Annotated in this window: 18 protein-coding genes; 8 read left to right on the top strand and 10 right to left on the bottom strand. The window is 67.8% G+C overall.

Annotation, left to right across the window (positions count from 1 at the left end):
• Nucleotides 1-3: 3 nt before the first annotated feature.
• Nucleotides 4-1,539 carry an amidophosphoribosyltransferase gene (gene purF / locus AC5Y6Y_RS15995; RefSeq protein ID WP_463828459.1) on the bottom strand — a complete coding sequence of 512 codons (1,536 nt, stop codon included), beginning with the start codon at nt 1,537-1,539 and terminating at the stop codon, nt 4-6.
• Nucleotides 1,540-1,658: 119 nt separating this feature from the next.
• Entirely contained in the window at nt 1,659-2,057 is a 399-nt protein-coding gene (locus AC5Y6Y_RS15990) for a sterol carrier family protein (RefSeq protein WP_499919007.1), read from the bottom strand.
• Between the two features lie 19 nt (nt 2,058-2,076).
• Between AC5Y6Y_RS15990 and AC5Y6Y_RS15985 the strand changes: the two genes are divergently transcribed.
• Nucleotides 2,077-3,288 carry an MCE family protein gene (locus AC5Y6Y_RS15985; protein WP_499919009.1) on the top strand — a complete coding sequence of 404 codons (1,212 nt, stop codon included), beginning with the start codon at nt 2,077-2,079 and terminating at the stop codon, nt 3,286-3,288.
• A 3-nt stretch (nt 3,289-3,291) separates the two neighbouring features.
• On the opposite strand, the gene purL is transcribed toward AC5Y6Y_RS15985, so the two are convergent.
• Nucleotides 3,292-5,556 carry a phosphoribosylformylglycinamidine synthase subunit PurL gene (gene purL, locus AC5Y6Y_RS15980; RefSeq protein ID WP_499919082.1) on the bottom strand — a complete coding sequence of 755 codons (2,265 nt, stop codon included), beginning with the start codon at nt 5,554-5,556 and terminating at the stop codon, nt 3,292-3,294.
• A gap of 77 nt (nt 5,557-5,633) precedes the next feature.
• Nucleotides 5,634-6,896, bottom strand: coding sequence for a M18 family aminopeptidase (locus AC5Y6Y_RS15975; RefSeq protein ID WP_499919083.1), 1,263 nt, complete (start codon nt 6,894-6,896; stop codon nt 5,634-5,636).
• 61 nt (nt 6,897-6,957) lie between these two features.
• Between AC5Y6Y_RS15975 and AC5Y6Y_RS15970 the strand changes: the two genes are divergently transcribed.
• The 4 genes from AC5Y6Y_RS15970 to AC5Y6Y_RS15955 all read left to right on the top strand — a co-directional run bounded on the left by AC5Y6Y_RS15970 (nt 6,958) and on the right by AC5Y6Y_RS15955 (nt 10,867).
• Nucleotides 6,958-7,974 (top strand): Dyp-type peroxidase, encoded by a 1,017-nt coding sequence (locus AC5Y6Y_RS15970; protein WP_463828456.1) that lies wholly within the window; start codon nt 6,958-6,960, stop codon nt 7,972-7,974.
• On the top strand, nt 7,971-8,774 hold the full coding sequence (locus AC5Y6Y_RS15965) for a family 1 encapsulin nanocompartment shell protein (protein ID WP_463828455.1): 804 nt from the start codon (nt 7,971-7,973) through the stop codon (nt 8,772-8,774). Before AC5Y6Y_RS15970 ends, AC5Y6Y_RS15965 begins: the two co-directional genes overlap by 4 nt.
• Before the next feature lie 81 nt (nt 8,775-8,855).
• A complete protein-coding gene (locus tag AC5Y6Y_RS15960) occupies nt 8,856-10,313 on the top strand; it encodes a dihydrolipoyl dehydrogenase family protein (protein WP_499919012.1) in 1,458 nt (485 codons plus the stop codon).
• Between the two features lie 95 nt (nt 10,314-10,408).
• A complete protein-coding gene (locus AC5Y6Y_RS15955; protein WP_499919014.1) occupies nt 10,409-10,867 on the top strand; it encodes a YbjN domain-containing protein in 459 nt (152 codons plus the stop codon).
• 7 nt (nt 10,868-10,874) lie between these two features.
• On the opposite strand, the gene AC5Y6Y_RS15950 is transcribed toward AC5Y6Y_RS15955, so the two are convergent.
• Nucleotides 10,875-11,966 (bottom strand): NAD-dependent epimerase/dehydratase family protein, encoded by a 1,092-nt coding sequence (locus AC5Y6Y_RS15950; protein WP_499919017.1) that lies wholly within the window; start codon nt 11,964-11,966, stop codon nt 10,875-10,877.
• A gap of 156 nt (nt 11,967-12,122) precedes the next feature.
• Between AC5Y6Y_RS15950 and AC5Y6Y_RS15945 the strand changes: the two genes are divergently transcribed.
• Complete coding sequence (locus tag AC5Y6Y_RS15945; protein WP_463828451.1) at nt 12,123-12,938, top strand: lysophospholipid acyltransferase family protein; 816 nt, start codon at nt 12,123-12,125, stop codon at nt 12,936-12,938.
• A gap of 14 nt (nt 12,939-12,952) precedes the next feature.
• A complete protein-coding gene (locus AC5Y6Y_RS15940) occupies nt 12,953-14,344 on the top strand; it encodes a WS/DGAT/MGAT family O-acyltransferase (RefSeq protein WP_499919019.1) in 1,392 nt (463 codons plus the stop codon).
• Nucleotides 14,345-14,346: 2 nt separating this feature from the next.
• Here AC5Y6Y_RS15940 and purQ read toward each other — a convergent pair whose 3' ends face one another.
• The 4 genes from purQ to AC5Y6Y_RS15920 form a co-directional block, all read right to left on the bottom strand.
• Nucleotides 14,347-15,021 carry a phosphoribosylformylglycinamidine synthase subunit PurQ gene (purQ, locus tag AC5Y6Y_RS15935; protein ID WP_463828449.1) on the bottom strand — a complete coding sequence of 225 codons (675 nt, stop codon included), beginning with the start codon at nt 15,019-15,021 and terminating at the stop codon, nt 14,347-14,349.
• Nucleotides 15,018-15,257 (bottom strand): phosphoribosylformylglycinamidine synthase subunit PurS, encoded by a 240-nt coding sequence (gene purS, locus AC5Y6Y_RS15930; protein ID WP_463828448.1) that lies wholly within the window; start codon nt 15,255-15,257, stop codon nt 15,018-15,020. The genes purQ and purS overlap by 4 nt, the downstream gene beginning before the upstream one ends.
• Nucleotides 15,258-15,319: 62 nt before the next feature.
• On the bottom strand, nt 15,320-16,072 hold the full coding sequence (locus AC5Y6Y_RS15925; RefSeq protein ID WP_473140093.1) for an LLM class flavin-dependent oxidoreductase: 753 nt from the start codon (nt 16,070-16,072) through the stop codon (nt 15,320-15,322).
• A gap of 47 nt (nt 16,073-16,119) precedes the next feature.
• Nucleotides 16,120-16,848, bottom strand: coding sequence for an ATPase (locus AC5Y6Y_RS15920; RefSeq protein WP_499919021.1), 729 nt, complete (start codon nt 16,846-16,848; stop codon nt 16,120-16,122).
• Between AC5Y6Y_RS15920 and AC5Y6Y_RS15915 the strand changes: the two genes are divergently transcribed.
• Nucleotides 16,825-17,463: an MBL fold metallo-hydrolase gene (locus tag AC5Y6Y_RS15915; RefSeq protein WP_463828445.1), complete on the top strand. Its 639-nt coding sequence runs from the start codon at nt 16,825-16,827 to the stop codon at nt 17,461-17,463. The two genes, AC5Y6Y_RS15920 and AC5Y6Y_RS15915, sit on opposite strands and share 24 nt — an antisense overlap.
• A gap of 18 nt (nt 17,464-17,481) precedes the next feature.
• On the opposite strand, the gene AC5Y6Y_RS15910 is transcribed toward AC5Y6Y_RS15915, so the two are convergent.
• Nucleotides 17,482-19,176, bottom strand: coding sequence for an FAD-binding dehydrogenase (locus AC5Y6Y_RS15910; RefSeq protein WP_463828444.1), 1,695 nt, complete (start codon nt 19,174-19,176; stop codon nt 17,482-17,484).

Raw genomic sequence — 19,176 nt, 5'->3', positions numbered from 1 at the left:
TCGTCAGTGCGAGACGGGAACTTCGGGGACTTCCGGCTCGGACAACTCGCCCAGTCCGGCGCCGCGCGCGGCGTTGGCAAGCATGTGCTCGATGACGTTCTTGCCCAACGCGCTTTCACTGGGCAACTCGATCGGGTAGGACCCGTCGAAGCACGCCGTGCACAACCGCGAAGCCGGCTGCTCGGTGGCGGCGATCAGGCCGCGCAACGAGATGTAACCGAGTGAGTCGGCATTGATCGCGTGCCGTACCGCTTCGAGCATCTCGTCTTCGTCCTCGACAGCGTTGGCGATCAGCTCGGCCGGCGACGGGAAATCGATGCCGTAGAAGCACGGCCATTTCACCGGCGGCGAGGCGATGCGGACATGCACCTCCACCGCCCCGGCCTCGCGCAGCATCCGCACCAGGGCACGCTGGGTATTCCCGCGCACGATCGAGTCGTCCACGACGATCAGCCGCTTGCCGCGAATCACCTCTTTGAGGGGATTCAGCTTGAGCCGGATGCCGAGCTGCCGGATCGTCTGCGACGGCTGAATGAAGGTGCGGCCCACGTAGGCGTTCTTCATCAGGCCCTGACCGTAGGGAATGCCCGATTCCTGCGCGTAACCCACCGCGGCCGGTGTGCCGGATTCGGGCACGCCGATCACCAGGTCGGCGTCCACCGGGCGCTCCCGCGCCAGGCGGCGGCCGATCGCGAGGCGCGCACCGTGGATCGACCGACCGGCGATGACGCTGTCGGGCCGGGCCAGGTAGACGTACTCGAAGATGCAGCCCTTGGGCGAGGGGTTGGCGAACCGGGTGGAGCGCACCCCGTCGGCGTCGATCGCCAACAGCTCGCCGGGCTCGATGTCACGGACGAAGGATGCACCGACGATGTCCAGCGCCGCGGTTTCGGAGGCGACGACCCAACCCCGGTCCAGCCGTCCCAGCGACAGCGGCCGCACGCCATGCGGGTCGCGGCAGGCGTACAGGGTGTTCTCGTCCATGAAAGTCAGGCAGAACGCGCCACGTACGGTCGGCAGCAGTTCCAATGCCGCCTGCTCCAGGCTGGAGTCGGCAGCGCCGTGGGCCAGCAGCGCGCCCAGGATGTCGGAGTCCGTCGTCGCCGGCGCCGGGCACCTCTTGGCGATCAACCCCGCATCACGGGCCCGGGCGGCAAGTTCTGCGGTGTTGACCAGATTTCCATTGTGTCCCAGCGCAACCCCGGTACCGGCTGCGGTGTTGCGGAAGACCGGCTGCGCGTTTTCCCAGGTCGTGTCGCCGGTGGTGGAGTAGCGGCAGTGGCCGATGGCGACGTGGCCCTCCATGGCCGCCAGCGTCTGCTCGTCGAACACCTGGCTGACCAGACCGAGGTCTTTGAAGACCAGCACCTGGGATCCGTCGGCGACCGCGATGCCCGCGGCCTCCTGGCCGCGATGCTGCAATGCGTAGAGGCCGTAGTAGGTGAGTTTGGCGACGTCCTCGCCGGGGGCCCAGACCCCGAATACGCCACACTCTTCACGAGGCGAATTGAAGTCTTCTTCAGGCTGCTGCGCGGTCACGATGTGGCGGCTCCCTAGGGCGCGGTTAGTGACGCTTACGGAGTCTACGGGCCGCGACGCCCCCGTGCCGAATCAAACCCGCGTGTTGCTGTTCACCGAATCTTCGTGTCGCGGCAAACTCAGTGCTCAGGGCCTAAATCCACGAGCGGCAACCAGTGACATATTTCACTGGCCCGCGAGCCGGACAGCGCCAATTCGCCCGTCGCCGACGCATCCTGAAACCCCATCAGTCCCGTTGCCACCAACAGCCACGTCCGGGGGTCGGTTTCGACGACATTGGGTGGTGTGCCGCGGGTGTGCCGGGGCCCCGCCACGCACTGCACCGCGACGAAGGGCGGGACCCGGACCTCCACACTCGCGCCCGGCGCGACAGCAGCCAGAGTGCGGGCGGTGAGACGCACCGCCGACCCGAGGGTGGCGCGGTCCGGGGCGGAGCGGGTGGGGTCGCGGAGCCAGTCGGCAACGGCCAACACGGCCTGTCGGGTCTTCACCGGATCGGCGCTATTCCGGGCGGTCATACCTTAGGGTCTCAGAGTCATGGGTCGTCGTTCGGGCGCGCGACCGCCGTTCAAGACCATCGGCCTGCTGACGCTGGTGGTGCTGATGCTCGTCTTCGGGGCGCTGTACTGGCAGTTCCGCGGCAACTTCACCGCGAAGACCAAGCTGACCATGATCGCCCCGCGGGCCGGCCTGGTGATGGACCCCGGCGCGAAGGTCACCTACAACGGTGTGCAGATCGGCCGGGTGGCGGCGATCTCCGAGATCACCCGCGACGGGAGACCGGCGGCGCAGGTGACGCTGGACATCTACCCGCGCTATATCCCGCAGATCCCGGCCAATGTGGCCGCCGAGATCAAGGCGACCACCGTCTTCGGCAACAAGTACATCGCGCTGAGTTCACCGAAAACCCCATCGCCACAACACATCACGTCTTCGACGGTGATCAACGCCACGCATGTCACCACCGAGTTCAACAGCCTGTTCGAGACGCTGAGCGCCCTCGCCGACAAGGTCGATCCGGTCAAGCTCAACCTGACGCTGAGTGCGGCCGCCCAGGGGTTGACCGGCTTGGGCGACAAGTTCGGCGCCTCGCTGTCCACCGGCGATGCCATCCTCGCGGACCTCAATCCGCAACTGCCGCAGGCGCGTTTGGACGTTCAGCGGTTGGCGGCGCTGGGCGATGTCTACGCCGACGCCGCGCCCGATCTGCTCGATGCGCTCAACCGGGTCGCCACCACCGCACGCACCGTGGACCGGCAGCGCAGCGAACTGGACGCGGCGCTGCTGGCGGCCGCCGGGCTGGGCCAGACCGGCGCCCCGGTGTTCGAGCGCGCGGGACCGTATCTGGCCCGCGGCGCCGTCGATCTGAGACCCACCGCGGAGCTGCTCGACGAGTACAGCCCGGAGGTCTTCTGCACGCTGCGCAACTACAACCAGGTGGCGCCGCGGATCAAGGCCGCCCTGGGCTCCAACGGATATTCGCTCGGCGCGACGTCCGCGGGCGCCATCACCGGGGCCCCGCCCCCGTACTTCTATCCGGAGAACCTGCCGAGGGTCAACGCCCGCGGCGGGCCGGGCGGCAAACCGGGCTGCTGGCAGACGATCACCCGAAACCTGTGGCCTGCACCATTATTGGTGATGGACGTCGGTGCCAGCCTGGCGCCCTACAATCACTTCGAGCTGCCGTCGCCGCTGGTGCTGGACTACGTGTGGGGACGTCAGCTCGGCGACTACACCATCAATCCCTGAGGCTCACCCGAAGAATCGGGGCAGCACCGCCTCCGACGTCTCCCGCAGTTCGGCCAGCGACACGGTGAACAGCCCCTGCACCTCGATCGCGTCCGAGGCCGGGTCGACGACCCCGACGCGGGCGGCGGGCAGCCCGCGCGCTTCGCACATGGACCGGAACCGGCTCTCCTCGGTGCGCGGCACCGCGACCAGGACCCGGCCCGATGACTCGGAGAACAGCGTCACGAAGGGGTCGGCGTCCTCGGGAAGCACCAGACGGCAACCGGTTTCACCGGCCAACGCCGCTTCGACGACGGCCTGGGCCAGGCCACCCTCGGACAGGTCGTGGGCGGCGGTCACCAGCCCGTCCCGCGATGCCGCGCTCAGGATCTCGGCCAGCAGTTGCTCGCGTGCCAGGTCGACAGCGGGCGGTCGCCCGCCCAGATGATCGCCGGTGACCTGCGCCCAGACCGAGCCGTCGAATTCGTCGCGGGTGTCGCCCAGCAGGATCAGGGATTCGCCGGGGTCGGTGCCCAGCGCCGTGGGGATGCGCCGGGTCACGTCGTCGATCACGCCGAGCACGCCGACCACCGGTGTCGGCAGGATCGGCAACGACCCGGTTTGATTGTAGAAGCTGACGTTGCCGCCGGTGACCGGAATCCGCAGTGCCGCACAGCCATCGGCCAGTCCGCGCACTGCTTCGGAAAACTGCCACATCACCCCGGGATCCTCCGGCGAGCCGAAGTTGAGGCAGTTGGTCACCGCAACCGGGGTGGCGCCGGTGACGGCGACATTGCGGTAGGCCTCGGCCAGTGCGAGTTGCGCGCCGGTGTAGGGATCCAATTGGGTGTAGCGCCCCGACGCGTCGGTGGACAGCGCGATACCACGCCCGGTCGCCTCGTCGATGCGCAGCACGCCACCATCGGCATGTTCGGCGAGCACGGTGTTGCCGCGCACGTAGCGGTCGTACTGCTCGGTGATGAACGCGCGGCTGCACAGATGCGGGCTGCCAAGCAGCGCAAGCAAAGTCGCGCGCAGCTCGGTGCCCGTCCGGGGCCGGGGCAGCCCGGCGGAGGTGTCGGCGACCAGGGCGTCCTGTGTGTCGGGCCGGGCGACCGGACGTTGATAGACCGGACCTTCGTGGGCCACCGTGCGCGGCGGCACGTCGACGACGGTCTCGCCGTGCCAGGTGATGCGCAACCGGTCACCGTCGGTGACTTCGCCGATCACCGTGGCCAGCACTTCCCACTTGCGGCACACCGCCATGAACGCATCCACGTTCTCCGGTGCCACCACCGCGCACATCCGCTCCTGGGATTCGCTGCACAGCACCTCGGCGGGCGTCATGTATTTGGCTCGCAGCGGGACGGCGTCCAGGTCGATCGCCATGCCTCCGTCTCCAGCGGACGCCAATTCCGATGTGGCGCAGGCTAATCCCGCACCACCCAGGTCCTGGATGCCGATCACCAGCCCGCCGGCGTAGAGCTCGAGACAGCACTCGATGAGCACCTTCTCCATGAACGGGTCGCCGACCTGCACCGACGGCAGCTTCTTGCGGGAGTTCTCCGCGTCGAATGTGTCCGAGGCCAATACCGACACCCCGCCGATCCCGTCCAGGCCGGTGCGCGCACCGAACAGGATGATCTTGTTGCCGGTCCCGGACGCGAAGGCGAGGTGCAGGTCTTCTTGGCGTAATACGCCGACGCACAACGCATTGACCAACGGGTTGCCGGCGTAGCAGGCGTCGAAGACGGTCTCGCCGCCGATATTGGGCAAGCCCAGTGAGTTGCCGTAACCACCGATACCGCGAACCACTCCGTCGACCACGCGGCGCGTGTCGGGCGCCTCGGCGGCCCCGAACCGGAGCTGGTCCATCACAGCGACCGGCCGCGCGCCCATCGCCATGATGTCGCGGACGATGCCGCCGACACCGGTGGCCGCACCCTGGTACGGCTCGACGTAGGACGGGTGGTTGTGCGACTCCACTTTGAAGGTGACCGCCCACCCGTCGCCGATGTCGACCACGCCGGCGTTCTCACCGATTCCAGCCAGCATGCCGGTGCGCATCTCATCGGTGGTCGTCTCACCGAAGTAACGCAGGTGCACCTTGGAGGACTTGTAGGAGCAGTGCTCACTCCACATCACTGAGTACATCGCCAGCTCGGCATCGGTGGGCCGGCGGCCCAGGATCTCCCGGATGCGCTGGTACTCGTCATCCTTGAGGCCCAGCTCGTGAAACGGTTGCGGCTGGTCGGGGGTGGTTGCGGCGTGCTCGACGGTGTCAGTCACAGGGCTCGTCACGGACACATTCTAGGTTCACCCCGGAAACGGGGCCGACTTGATGGCGAAGCGTCGGCTCAGCGTGCTCAGCGCGGCGAGAGAAACGCGTGCAGGGCAGCCGCGTACGTCTCGACGTCGTGCACGCCCATCAGTTCGCGCGCCGAGTGCATGGCGAGCTGCGGGGCCCCGACGTCGACGGTCGGGATACCGGTGCGGGCTGCCGTCATGGGCCCGATCGTCGAGCCGCACGGCAGGTCCGCCCGATGCTCGTAGCGCTGCAACGGAACTCCGGCCTGCCGGCAGGCCATCGCGAAGGCGGCGGCGGTGCGTCCGTCGGTGGCGTAGCGCAGATTGGGGTGCACCTTGAGTACCGGTCCCGCGTTGACCCCGATCAGGTGGCCCGGCTCGTGTCGCTCCGGATAGTTGGGGTGCGTCGCGTGCGCCATATCCGCCGACGCCAGCAGCGAGGCGGGCAGCGTCCGCAGATAGTCTTCCCGACTTCCCCCGGCTGCCAGCACGATGCGTTCCAGCACGGTGATCAGCAGGTTGGACTGGGCGCCGTGATCCGACGTCGAGCCAACCTCCTCGTGATCGAACAACACCAGCACCGGCACCACATCGCTGGGCTCGGCGGCCAGCAACGCCTCAAGACCCGCATAGCAGCTGGCCTGATTGTCCAGCCGCGGCGCGCTCAGCAGGCTCGAATCCGCCCCGATCACCGCCGACGGGGTCAGATCGTGCGTCATCAGGTCGGCGGCCAGCACATCGACGGCCGCGATCCCGGCTTGTTGCGCAACGAATTCAACGAACCCGCCCGTCGGTACCTCGTCGGCCACCCCCCACACCGCGTTGAGGTGTCGCTGCGGATCCAGCGTCAGCGACTTGCGGTCGTCGGCCAGATGAATGGCCAGCTGCGGCACCCGCAGCACCGGTTCGTCGATCCGCACCAGCCGGTGCCCGACTCCGGTGCCGTCCCGCACCGACAGGCGTCCGCTGACGCCCAGATCCCGGTCCAGCCAGGAGTTCAGCCACGCGCCGCCGTAGGGCTGCAGTGCCACCACCTGCCAGCCGGCGACCACCCGGTCGGGGTGTTGCTTGACCCTCAGATTGGGGCTGTCGGTGTGCGCGCCGACGATGCGGAACGCGGTCACGGACTCCCCAGCACGCCAGGCCACCAGCGATCCGGCGCGCACGGTGAAGTACCGGCCGGGTTGCGCCGGCCAGCGATCGGTTTCGTCGAGTTCGGTGTAGCCGGCTGCGAGCAACCGCGCAGCCGTCGTGGCGCAGACGTGAAAGGGCGAGGGAGAAGCGTCGATGAACTGGCCGAGACCTGCTGCGGTTGCCGACATGCCGGACATGTCCACCATCATCGCTGTTCGGAACGCCACTGATGACGATAGGGTCAGCAGAGTGCCGCCGGTACAGCCCCAACCCGTACTAGCACCGCTGACGCCCGCCGCGATCTTCCTCGTCGCGACCATCGACGATGGCGGCGAAGCGACGGTGCACGACGCGCTGCCCGACATCTCCGGGCTGGTCCGCGCGATCGGATTCCGCGACCCGGCCAAGCACCTGTCGGTGATTACCTCGATCGGCTCCCAGGCCTGGGACCGGTTGTTCGCCGGGCCACGGCCGGCGCAGCTGCATCCGTTCGTGGCGCTGGACGGACCGCGCCACCACGCCCCCTCGACACCGGGCGACCTGCTGTTCCACATCCGCGCCGAAAGCCTCGACGTGTGCTTCGAGCTCGCCGGGCGCATCCTCAAGGCGATGGCAGGTGCGGTGACCGTCGTTGACGAGGTGCACGGCTTCCGATTCTTCGACAACCGCGACCTGCTCGGCTTCGTGGACGGCACCGAGAATCCCGACGGACCGATTGCCCGCAGCGCCACGGCGATTGGCGACGAGGATCCCGTCTTCGCGGGCTCGTGTTACGTGCACGTGCAGAAGTACGTGCACGACATGACGTCGTGGGAGTCATTGTCGGTCACCGAGCAGGAGCTGGTGATCGGGCGCACCAAGCTGGAAGACATCGAACTGGCCGACGAGGTCAAACCGAGAAACTCGCACATCGCGCTCAACGTGATCACCGACGACAGCGGAACCGAACTCAAGATCGTCCGGCACAACATGCCGTTCGGGGAGGTCGGCAAGGGCGAATACGGCACCTACTTCATCGGTTACTCCCGCGCCCCCGCGGTGACCGAAAGGCTGTTGCGCAACATGTTTCTCGGCGACCCGCCGGGCAATACCGATCGCATTCTGGACTTCTCCACCGCGGTCACCGGGGGTTTGTTCTTCTCCCCCACGGTCGATTTCCTCGACGACCCGCCGCCCTTGCCCGAACCCGGCGCCGACGCGCCGCCGGCCCCGGCGCGCCAGGACGGTTCACTTTCGATCGGCAGCCTGAAAGGACACTCCGGATGAACAATCTCTACCGCGATCTGGCACCCGTTACCGAAGTCGCCTGGGCGGACATCGAATTGGAGGCCACCCGCACCTTCAAGCGGCATATCGCCGGCCGCAGGGTGGTCGACGTCAGCGAGCCCGGCGGCCCGGTGACCGCCTCGGTCAGCACCGGCCGGCTGATCGACCTGGCGTCGCCCGCCGACGGGGTGATCGCCCATCTTCGCGACAGCAGACCGCTGGTACGGCTGCGCGTGCCATTCACCTTGTCCCGCAACGAGATCGACGATGTCGAGCGCGGATCCAACGACCCCGACTGGGAGCCGGTCAAGGCGGCCGCCAAGAAGCTCGCCTTCGTGGAGGACCGTGGCATCTTCGAGGGCTACGCGCCGGCCTCGATCGACGGCATCCGCAAGTCCAGCTCCAATCCGCCCCTGACCCTGCCCGACGACCCCCGCGACATTCCCGATGTGATCACGCAGGCTCTGACGTCGTTGCGGCTGGCCGGCGTGGACGGACCGTACTCGGTGCTGCTGTCGGCCGACACCTACACCCAGGTCAGCGAGACCACCGCCGGCGGCTATCCGATCCTCGAACACCTGAACCGCCTGGTCGACGGCGACATCATCTGGGCGCCGGCCATCGACGGCGCGTTCGTGCTGACCACCCGGGGCGGCGACTTCGACCTGCAACTGGGAACCGACGTGTCGATCGGCTACCTGCGCCACGACGCCGACACCGTGCAGCTCTACCTGCAGGAGACACTGACCTTCCTGTGCTACACCGCTGAGGCGTCGGTGGCGTTGAGTCCGCCGGCGTAGCGCGGCGCGCGAATGGTCAGCGGGCTGCTGCGGCCCGAGTAGCTTCGTTGGCAGAACCGAGCCGAAAGGATTGTGTGAACCATGCCGGAAGAGCAGCAGGAATGCGACGTCGTGGTGCTCGGCGCGGGTCCGGTCGGGCAGAACGTCGCAGACCGGGCGCGCGCTGCGGGCCTGGGCGTCATCGTCGTCGAGCGCGAACTCGTCGGCGGCGAGTGCTCCTACTGGGCTTGCGTGCCGAGCAAGGCATTGTTGCGTCCGGTCATCGCCGTCTCCGAGGCCCGCCGCGTCGACGGTGCCCGTCAGGCGATCATCGGTCCGATCCACCCGGGTGGCGTCTTCGCCCGCCGCGATCGGTACGTCAGCGACTGGGACGACAGCGGCCAGGTCGACTGGGTGAACGGCATCGGCGCCACCCTGATCCGCGGACACGGACGGTTGGACGGGCCCCGGCGGGTCGTGGTCACCACCCCGGGCGGTGCCGAAATGGTGCTGACCGTGCGGCATGCCGTCGTCGTGTGCACCGGCACCCGCCCCGCCCTGCCCGACCTGCCCGGCCTCTACGACGCCCGGCCCTGGACCAACCGCGAAGCCACCGACAGCAGCGACGTGCCCAATCGGCTGGCCGTCGTCGGAGGCGGCGGTGTCGGCGTTGAAATGGCAACGGCCTGGCAGGGATTGGGCTCAAAGGTGACCCTGTTGGCCCGCGGATCGCAATTGCTGCCGCGGATGGAGTCCTTCGTGGGGGAACTCGTCGGCCGCGGACTCACCGACGCGGGAGTCGACGTGCGCCTGGGCGTCTCGGTGCAGGAACTGAGCCGGGCTTACCCGTACTGCCCGGTATCGCTGGCATTGAGCGACGGCACCGGCCTCGAGGTCGACGAGATCCTGTTCGCCACCGGCCGCAAACCCCTCACTGACCACATCGGTTTGGAAACGGTGGGGCTCACCCCCGGCAGTTGGCTGGAGGTCGACGACACGTGCCGGGTCAAGGCGGTCGAGGACGGCTGGCTCTACGCCGCCGGCGACGTCAACCACCGCGCACTGCTGACCCATCAGGGCAAGTACCAGGCGCGAATCGCCGGCGCCGCCATCGGTGCCCGCGCCGCCGGTCGAGCGCTGGACACCGAGCCGTGGGGCGCACACGCCACCACCGCGGATCATCACGCGGTGCCGCAGGCGTTCTTCACCGACCCCGAAGTCGCCGCGGTGGGCCTGACCGCCGAGCAGGCTGCGCAGGCCGGTCACCGCACCAAAGTCATCGATATCGAGATCGGCGACGTCGTCACCGGCGCCAAGCTTTTCGCCGACGGGTACGCCGGGCGGGCACGCATGGTGGTCGACGTCGACAGCCGTCATGTGCTCGGGGTGACTCTCGTCGGCCCGGGCGTGACCGAACTGCTGCACGCGGCGACCATCGCCGTGGCCGGCGAGGTATCGATCGATCGGCTGTGGCACGCGGTGCCCTGTTTCCCGACCATCAGCGAGCTGTGGCTGCGACTACTCGAGGCGTACCGGGATTCGTTTTTCGTCGTTGTCTGACGGCACCGTCACTCAGCCAATTCTCAACTGATTCTTCAGTTTTCCTGTCTCTGGAACCAGGACCCGCATAGTCACCTGCCGGAGCATGGAGAACTATGACTGAGCCGCTGACCGCCGACCTGATCGAGCGCTACCTGCGCACCCGCGGGCGGCGGTATTTCCGCGGCCGCCACGATGCCGAATTCTTCTTCGTCCTGAACGCCGAGCGCCGCCTGCATGTGCACCTCGAAATCCCCACGCTGCACCCGGATGTCGTCACCGTGCGCATCACGCCTGCGTGTTTCTATCCCAGCACCGAACACGAGCGCCTGGTGCACGTCGCCGACACGTGGAACGAGCAGAACCGCGACGTCACCGCGACGGTGCACGGATCGTCAGATCCGCGGCGCGTCGGCGTCACCGCAGAACAGTCACGATGGATCGGCGAACGGGTCGGTTTCGACGACTTCGCCGCGTACGTCGACCGCGCGCTGGCCGCGGCGGTCGATCTCTTCAGCAGGTTGAACCCCGTCGCCGAGCTGCCCTCGGCACCGTTGCTGCGCGCGGCGGGCTGAGTAGCGGCTACCCGATCCGGCCGGCAAGCACCCGGTCCGGCCGTGGCTCGCCCAGCTTCCTACGGAAAGCACCCCACGGATCCGCGTAGCGGCCGGGCGCGTCCCGGTAGGCTGCGCGCCGCTTGAGCACCAGTCGCGCCAGCGGAGCCACCAACTGCATTGGGTACCGCCGCCACCCTGCGGCAGCACGCATCTCGGCCAGGATGTCCGGCCAACTGTGCTGCTGAAAAGCCAGCACCTGCTGGGCATGCGTGGTGTCCATCCAGTCCGTGACGAACCAGTCCTCGTCGCTCGCGGGATCACCGGGCCGGCCGCCGGGCAGCACATCCTTCAGACCGCGGGTGGCCGCCAGCGCAGCGCCGACCTCGCCTTGGCGCAACCGGTGCGTTTCGTCGCCGGCGACCAGCAGAATCTGACCCACTACGTCCTCCCGCGCAGCGATGGTCGCCGCGGCGAACGCAGCCGCTACGTCACGGACATCCACGCTGTGCATCCGCCCGTCGGTCGGCAGCGCGCTCTCGAAGAACAGCGCATCGAAGGTGAAGGGCATCGCACCCGGGTCTGCGCTCATGACGCCGCCGAGGCGCAGGATCACCCAGTCCAGGCTGGACAGCCGAACGTGCTGCTCCGCCTCGGCTTTGTGGGCTCCGTACAGATCCGACGGCGCGACCGGGCTGTCGGCACTGAGCAACTCGGTATGCCGGTGCGGGTTGCGGGCACCGTGCACGGCGTTGCTCGATGCCTCCACGAACCGCGGTGGTCGGGCGCACGCTTCGGCGGCCCGCAACAATGCCACCGTGGCGTCGACGTTGACCCGGCGCGCCAGGTCCGGGATGCCGTAGATCACCGGCGGGATCACCGCGGCCAGGTGGATGATCACGGTCGGTTCGACCTGTGCGACCAGCATGGCGACGGCGTCCGGATCGGTCAGGTCTGCCCAGCGCGCTGCCACGCCGGCCGGCAGTTGTGCGGCCGCCCTGCGGTGCGGCTTCGTGCCGAGGTCGGTGGCGACTACCTGATGCCCGTCGGCGGCCAGCCGCCGCACGGTCTGCGCACCGACCAACCCGAATCCACCTGTAACCAGAACTTTTTCGGACATTCTCGCTCCCTGCACTTGCGATGTGTGCGGTATGCCACAACCGCACGATAATGACATTCTCTTAAAATGAGAGTAGCATATCCTCTACGGATGTAGAGAGCGCTCACTTCAGGAATCCCCAGCGCAGGCGGGGTCCTAAACGCAATCGGAGAAGCCATGACGGGTGATGTCAGTAACAGCAGCGACGACCGCGAGATCGCCAAGTGGGACCCCGCGTTCACCAAACAGGTCATCGACACCGTCGCACCCGTCATCAAGCGGTGGCATCGCGCCGAAGTGCGCCACATGGACAACGTGCCCGCGGTCGGCGGCGCGCTGGTGGTGTCCAACCACTCGGGGGGCATGTTCACCCCGGATGTGTTCATCTTCTCGCCGCAGTATTACGACACCTTCGGTTACGACCGGCCGGTCTACACCCTGGGGCACAACGCGCTGTTCATGGGGCCGATGGACGGCTGGTTGCGGCGCCTCGGCGTCATCGAGGCGAGCCGGGAGAACGCCGCGGCCGCCCTGCACTCCGGCGCGGTGGTGTTGGTCTTCCCCGGCGGTGACTACGACTCCTACCGGCCCACCTTCGAGGCCAACTCTGTGGACTTCAACGGGCGCACCGGCTACGTCCGGACCGCCGTCGAAGCCGGGGTTCCGATCGTGCCGACGGTGTCGATCGGCGCGCAGGAAACACAGTTGTTCCTCACCCGCGGCAACTGGCTGGCCCGCCGACTCGGCCTCAATAAGCTGCGGTCGGATATTTTGCCGGTCAGCTTCGGCTTTCCCTTCGGCTTCAGCGTCTTCTTCCCGCCCAACCTGCCGATGCCGGCCAAGGTCGTCACCGAGGTGCTCGAACCCATCGACGTCGTCGCCCAGTTCGGTGCGGATCCCGACGTGGCCGAGGTCGACGCCCATGTCCGCGCGGTGATGCAGACCGCGCTCGACCGCCTGGCCGGCGAGCGCCGACTGCCCATCGTCGGCTGAGAACGGGGTGTCAGATGAAACGACTCAACGGGATGGACGCGATGCTGCTCTACAGCGAGACGCCCAACCTGCACACCCACACCCTGAAGGTCACCGTCGTCGACGCATCGACATTCGATGGCGAGTTCGGCTTCGAGGTATTCCGCAAGCACCTGCAAGCCAGATTGCACCTGCTGGAGCCGTTGCGATACCGCTTGGTCGAGATTCCCTGGCGTTTGAATCACCCGGTGTGGCAGCAGAATTGCGCGGTCGACCTGGACTACCACCTACGACGCGTGCAGGTTCCGGCGCCGGGCGGGCGCCGCGAACTGGATCAGCTGATCGGCGAGATCGCCTCCACACCGCTGGACCGCAGTCGCCCGCTGTGGGAGTTCCATTTCGCCGAGGGCCTGGCCGGGGGCCGTTTCGCGGTGATCGGCAAAGTGCACCACTCGCTGGCCGACGGTGTCGCATCGGCGAACCTGTTGGCCCGGGCCATGGATCTCGTCGACATGACCGTCGCGCCGATTCAGAACGACAGCGCCACAGCGACTTCCGCGGACCTGCTGCGTGCGGCCGCACGTGACCACGTGCGGCAACTGGCCGCGCTGCCCGGATTGATCCGGGACGCCGTCTCGGGCACGGTCCGGATGCGTCGTCGCGCACGGGAACGCGGCAGCCACCCCGATCTGGCCGACACGTTCGATGCTCCACCGACCTTCCTCAACCACGTGGTGTCACCACAGCGCCGCTTCGCCAGCGCCGCACTGCCTTTGGCTGACGTGAAAGCGACCGCCGCCGAACTGGGCGTCAAGATGAACGACCTGATCCTGGCCATGGCCGCCGGAGGTCTGCGGACCCTGCTGCTCGACTACGACGGCATCGCGGACCGCCCGATCATCGCGTCGGTCCCCACTGCCACCGACAAGTCCGACCGGATCAGTGGCAACGAGATCAGCGGCCTGTCGGTGTCGCTGCCGGTGCACGTCGCCGATCCACTCGAGCGGGTGCGGCTGGTAGCACGGGCGTCCAGGTACGCCAAGGAGGACCACGAGATACTCGGCTCCCGGCTCTACGGCCGGCTGATGAACTACCTGCCGGCCGCGATCGCCCCGGCGATGTTCCGCTGGCTGGGTCGACGCGAGGGCCACAACAAGATCATGAATGTTGCTGTCTCCAGCGTCATGGGACCGCGACAGCGGGGTCACTTCGGCGGTGCGCCGGTCAGCGAGATCTACTCCACGGGCGTGCTGTCGCCGGGTGCACCGGTCAACATCACCGTGTGGAGCTACGCGGACCAACTGGGAATCGCGGTGCTGACCGACGACCAGACCTTCGCCGACGTGCATGACGCGACTGCCGCGATCACCGCTGAATTCGACGAATTGCGCCGTGCCGCAGCACCTTACGCGGTCTTGTCGGCCTGATATCAGGCGGCCAGCACCGAATCCAGCGCTGAATAGAACAATCCGAGGCCATCGTCGGAGGGGCCGGTGAGCGCTTCGATGGCATGTTCGGGATGCGGCATCAACCCGACCACGCGGCCGTTGGCTGAACTGATGCCGGCGATGTCGTTGAGCGAGCCGTTGAGGTTGTCGCGGTAGCGGAACACCACCCGCCCGTCGCCCTCGAGTTCTTCGATGGTTTCCCGCGGTGCCACGTATCGGCCCTCGCCGGACTTCAGCGGAATCAGCAGGTCCGCGTCGCTCTCGAAACGCGACGTCCAGGCCGTCGACGTCGACGCCACCCGCAACCACACATCGCGACAGATGAAGTGCAGACCGGCGTTTCGGGTCAACGCACCCGGCAGCAGACCAGCCTCGCAGAGCACCTGGAAGCCGTTGCAGATGCCCAGCACCGGCATGCCGCGACCGGCCGCCGCCACCACTTCGCCCATCACCGGGGCGAACCTGGCGATCGCACCCGCCCGCAGGTAGTCGCCGTAGGAGAAGCCGCCGGGCACCACCACGGCATCGACCGCCTTGAGGTCGACGTCGGCGTGCCAGAGGCTGATCGCCTCCGCGCCGACCTTCCGTGCCGCCCGCGCGGCATCCACGTCGTCGAGGGTGCCGGGAAAGGTGATCACTCCGATCCGGGCCGTCACTGCGGGTCCCGACTTATCGTCCACTCCTCGATCACGGTGTTGGCCAGCAGTGACTCCGCGATGTCGGCGAGCACCGAGTCGTCGACAGTGTCGTCGACCTCCAACTCGAACCGCTTGCCCTGACGCACATCTGAGATCCCCGGATGACCCAGCCTGCCCAGGGCACCGACAATGGCCTGGCCCTGCGGGTCGAGAATCTCCGCTTTGGGCATCACATGCACGACCACCCGGGCCACCGCGCTCCTCCTCAGCTCAGATCGCTCCGCCCGCGACTCTACCGGCGATGGACCAGGTGTGATCACCCGACCAAAATCAGCCCGTGGCCGCCCAGGTCGCTGATCCGGTGCTGCACCGCACCGTGCGGGTCGAGCGCGGCATCGGACAGCGCCGTCCAGGCGTTGAGCACCAGCGGGGTCCCGGCCCGGGCGGATCGGGCGCGGGCGGCCCGGGCCGCCTGGAAGAACTCACCGATGCGGGGATGGTCCAGACGCACATTGACGGCGTCGCAGCGGTCACCGCCGATCTCGGCCAGGGCGACGCTGTTGACGCCGAGCAACACCGGTGGCCTGGGCACCGGCAACGGAAAGCCGGCCCACGCGGCCGCCCTGGCGGGGTCCCACTGGCTGTCGCACAGGTCGAGCACGTCGACCAGGTGCCGGTGCCGCGCCCGCAGGGAGTCGGCCAGGGTGATATCGACCAGCCGCTGCTCGCGTGACCACGGACTGTCCGGTGCGCCGCCGGCGCCGAGACCGAACACGAACCGCCCGCCGCTGATCTCCTGCGCCGAGGCGGCGGCCGCGACCGTCACCCCGGCCGGCCGATTGGCCGCGTTCACCACCAGGGTGCCGATCCGGATCGTGGAGGTGGCTGCGGCCAGCGCCCCGACCAGGGTGAAGCACTCCAGCATTCGGCTGCCGGACAACATCGCACCGGAGAGGTGGTCGAACACGTACGCGGTACCGAAGCCCTCCGCCTCTGCGCGCAGCACCTTCTCCCGTAGCTCCGGCCACGGATGCAGAGCCGCGCTGTAGAGGACATCGAGGGTGACCATCCGCCGAACCTACCGCAAATACGCAGTGCCAGAGCGAATTTCGTCCGTCACGGGCAGGAGCCGAGGTACGCATCGCACAGCGGAGCGGTGAGGGCGTCCAGGACCCCGGCGTCGGAGATCACCGGCCAGGGCACCTGGTCAGACCCCGACGACCACAGCGTCAGTTCGCTGACCGTGCTGCTCGCCACATGTGCGACCAGGTAGGTGTGCACGATGACCGGTCCGCTGATGACGGCGGCCATCCGGGTCGGTTCCTCGTCGGTGACCGACGGCGACTGCGCGGGCGCACCGAGCTGACAGGCGCGCAGTGCTGCGAGCGCAGTGCTGAACACCGCTGCGGCATTCGCGCCCCCGCGCGCGGTGTCGCCGCGCCAGTGCAGGATCAGCGCCTGCAGCTGCCAGTGGTCCCGGGTGACCAGCGCGCGGGCCGCCACGGCGGAATTGCGGGGGTCCTGCGGCAGGGCCGCGGTGCCACAGACCTGCTCGAACCGGAACTGGGGCGTGGCAGGCCCGCCGGTCAGAGGCACCGCCACCGCTGCCAACGACGGCCACCGGTACACGCCGTGCAGCGGCACCGATTCGCGTTGGATCCACGCGGTCCCCGGGATCTGATCGCAGATCGGCGGACAGGTTTCCGGTTCGGCGTTCGCCGCCGGCACCGCGACCAGTGCGATCACCAGGCAACCGGCGACTATCATCGTCGCCACCAACATCCTCAACTGCACGGCCCCCATCAGGGCACAATCGTAAGCATGCAACTGACGCATTTCGGGCATTCCTGCCTGCTCGCCGAGTTCGGGGACACCAAGGTGCTTTTCGATCCCGGCACTTTCGCCCACGGTTTCGAGGGGATCACCGGCCTGGCCGCCATCGTGATCACCCACCAGCATCCCGACCACGTCGACGTCACCCGGTTGCCGGCACTGCTGCAGGGCAACCCGGCCGCCACGCTGTATGCCGACCCACAGACCACGGCGCAGCTGGGCGAGCCGTGCCACGCCGTGCACGTGGGGGACGAACTGTCTGTCGAGCAGCTGACCATCAGAGCGGTCGGTGGCCGGCACGCCGTCATCCATCCGGAAATCCCTGTGATAGACAACATTTCGTATCTGGTGGGCGACGGTGACCATCCCGCGAGGTTGATGCATCCGGGTGACGCGTTGTTCGTACCCGACGAGCCGGTGGACGTGCTGGCCACGCCCGCCGCGGCGCCCTGGATGAAGATCTCGGAGGCCGTGGACTATTTGCGGGCCGTGAACCCCGCGCGGGCAGTGCCCATCCATCAGGGCATCGTGGCTCCCGACGCCCGCGGCATCTACTACGGCCGGCTCACCGAGATGACCAGCACCGACTTCCAGGTGCTCCGCGAAGAGGACGGCGTCACCTTCTGAGTTGCGCGGGGGTTCCGGCTAACTGATGTCCGCGGCGGCGCCGCGGCCGGCGGCCCGTCCGGAGAAGATGCAGCCACCCAGGAAGGTGCCCTCCAGGGACCGGTAGCCGTGCACACCGCCTCCACCGAAGCCGGCGACCTCACCAGCGGCGTACAACCCGGCCACCGCGCTGCCATCGGACCTCAGCACCCGCGAGTCCAGGTCGGTTTCAATGCCCCCCAACGTCTTTCGGGTGAGGATGTGCAGCTTGACCGCGATCAGCGGTCCGGCCTTGGGATCGACCAGCCGGTGCGGCGCCACCACCCGGCCCAGCCGGTCGCCCAGGTAGGTACGGGCCGCGCGGATCGCGGTGATCTGCCCGTCCTTGGTGAACTTGTTGGCCACCTCGCGATCCCGCGAGGTGACCGCGGCGTGGACCGTCTCGTAGTCCAGCGGTTGCACGTCGGGCAACGCGTTCATGGCGTCCACCAGCTCCGCCAACGAGTCAGCGGTGACGAAATCCACTCCTTGGTCGACGAATGCCTGCACCGGACCGGGCGGCCCGGATCGGGTCCGCGACCGCAACAGTTGGCGGACACTCTGACCGGTCAGGTCGGGGTTCTGCTCCTGACCCGAAAGGGCGAACTCTTTCTCGATGATCTTGGCGTTCAACACAAACCACGTGTAGTCGTAGCCGGTCTGGGCGATGTGCTCCAAGGTGCCCAGCGTGTCGAAGCCGGGATAGAGCGGGACCGGCAACCGATTTCCCGCCCCGTCCAGCCATAACGACGACGGCCCCGGGATGATGCGGATGCCATGCCGCGGCCAGATCGGGTCATAGTTGGTGATGCCCTCGGTGTAATGCCACATCCGATCGGGGTTGATCACCCGCGCGCCGGCCTTCTGCGCGATGCCGATCATCCTGCCGTCGACGTGCGCCGGAACCCCGCTGAGCAACTGCTTGGGCGCCCGGCCCATGCGTCGCGGCCAGTTCTTGCGCACCAGATCGTGATTGCCGCCGATACCGCCACTGGTCACAATCACCGCTGAGGCACGAAATTCGAATTTTCCCACTGCTTTTCGCGATGACGGGAAGCCACGGGCTTCGTCCGACGGTTCCAGCACGGTGCCCCGGACCCCGGTCACCGCGTCACTTTCCACGATCAGCCGGTCGACCTGGTGCCGGTGCGCGAACCGCACATTCGGCCGGTTACGCAGTTGTCGCGCGAAGATCTCGACCAGCGCCGGCCCCGTCCCCCAGGTGATGTGAAAGCGCGGAACCGAATTACCGTGCCCCTGCGCGTCATAACCGCCGCGTTCGGCCCAGCCCACCAGCGGGAAGATCTTCAGGCCCCGGGTGCGCAGCCAACTGCGCTTCTCCCCCGCCGCGAAGTCGACATAGGCATGTGCCCACTGTTCTGGCCAGTAGTCCTCGGGACGATCGAACGCAGCCGTCCCCAGCCAGTCCTGCAGGGCCAGTTCAGGACTGTCGCGGATGCCCAGTCGGCGCTGTTCGGGGCTGTTGACGAAGAACAGGCCGCCGAACGACCAGAAGGCCTGCCCGCCGAGGTTGGCGCTGTTCTCCTGGTCGACGATCAATACCCGCAACCCGCGGTCCACCAGTTCGCACGCTGCGACCAGTCCGGCCAGCCCGGCTCCGACGATGATCGCGTCGGCGTTGAACCCGTCGGAACCAGGACTCGCATCGCTCATGTCGATACACGTTAGTGCCAC

The sequence above is a fragment of the Mycobacterium sp. NGS24 genome, assembly GCF_059813065.1.
This window is presented reverse-complemented; position numbering and strand designations above follow the sequence as displayed.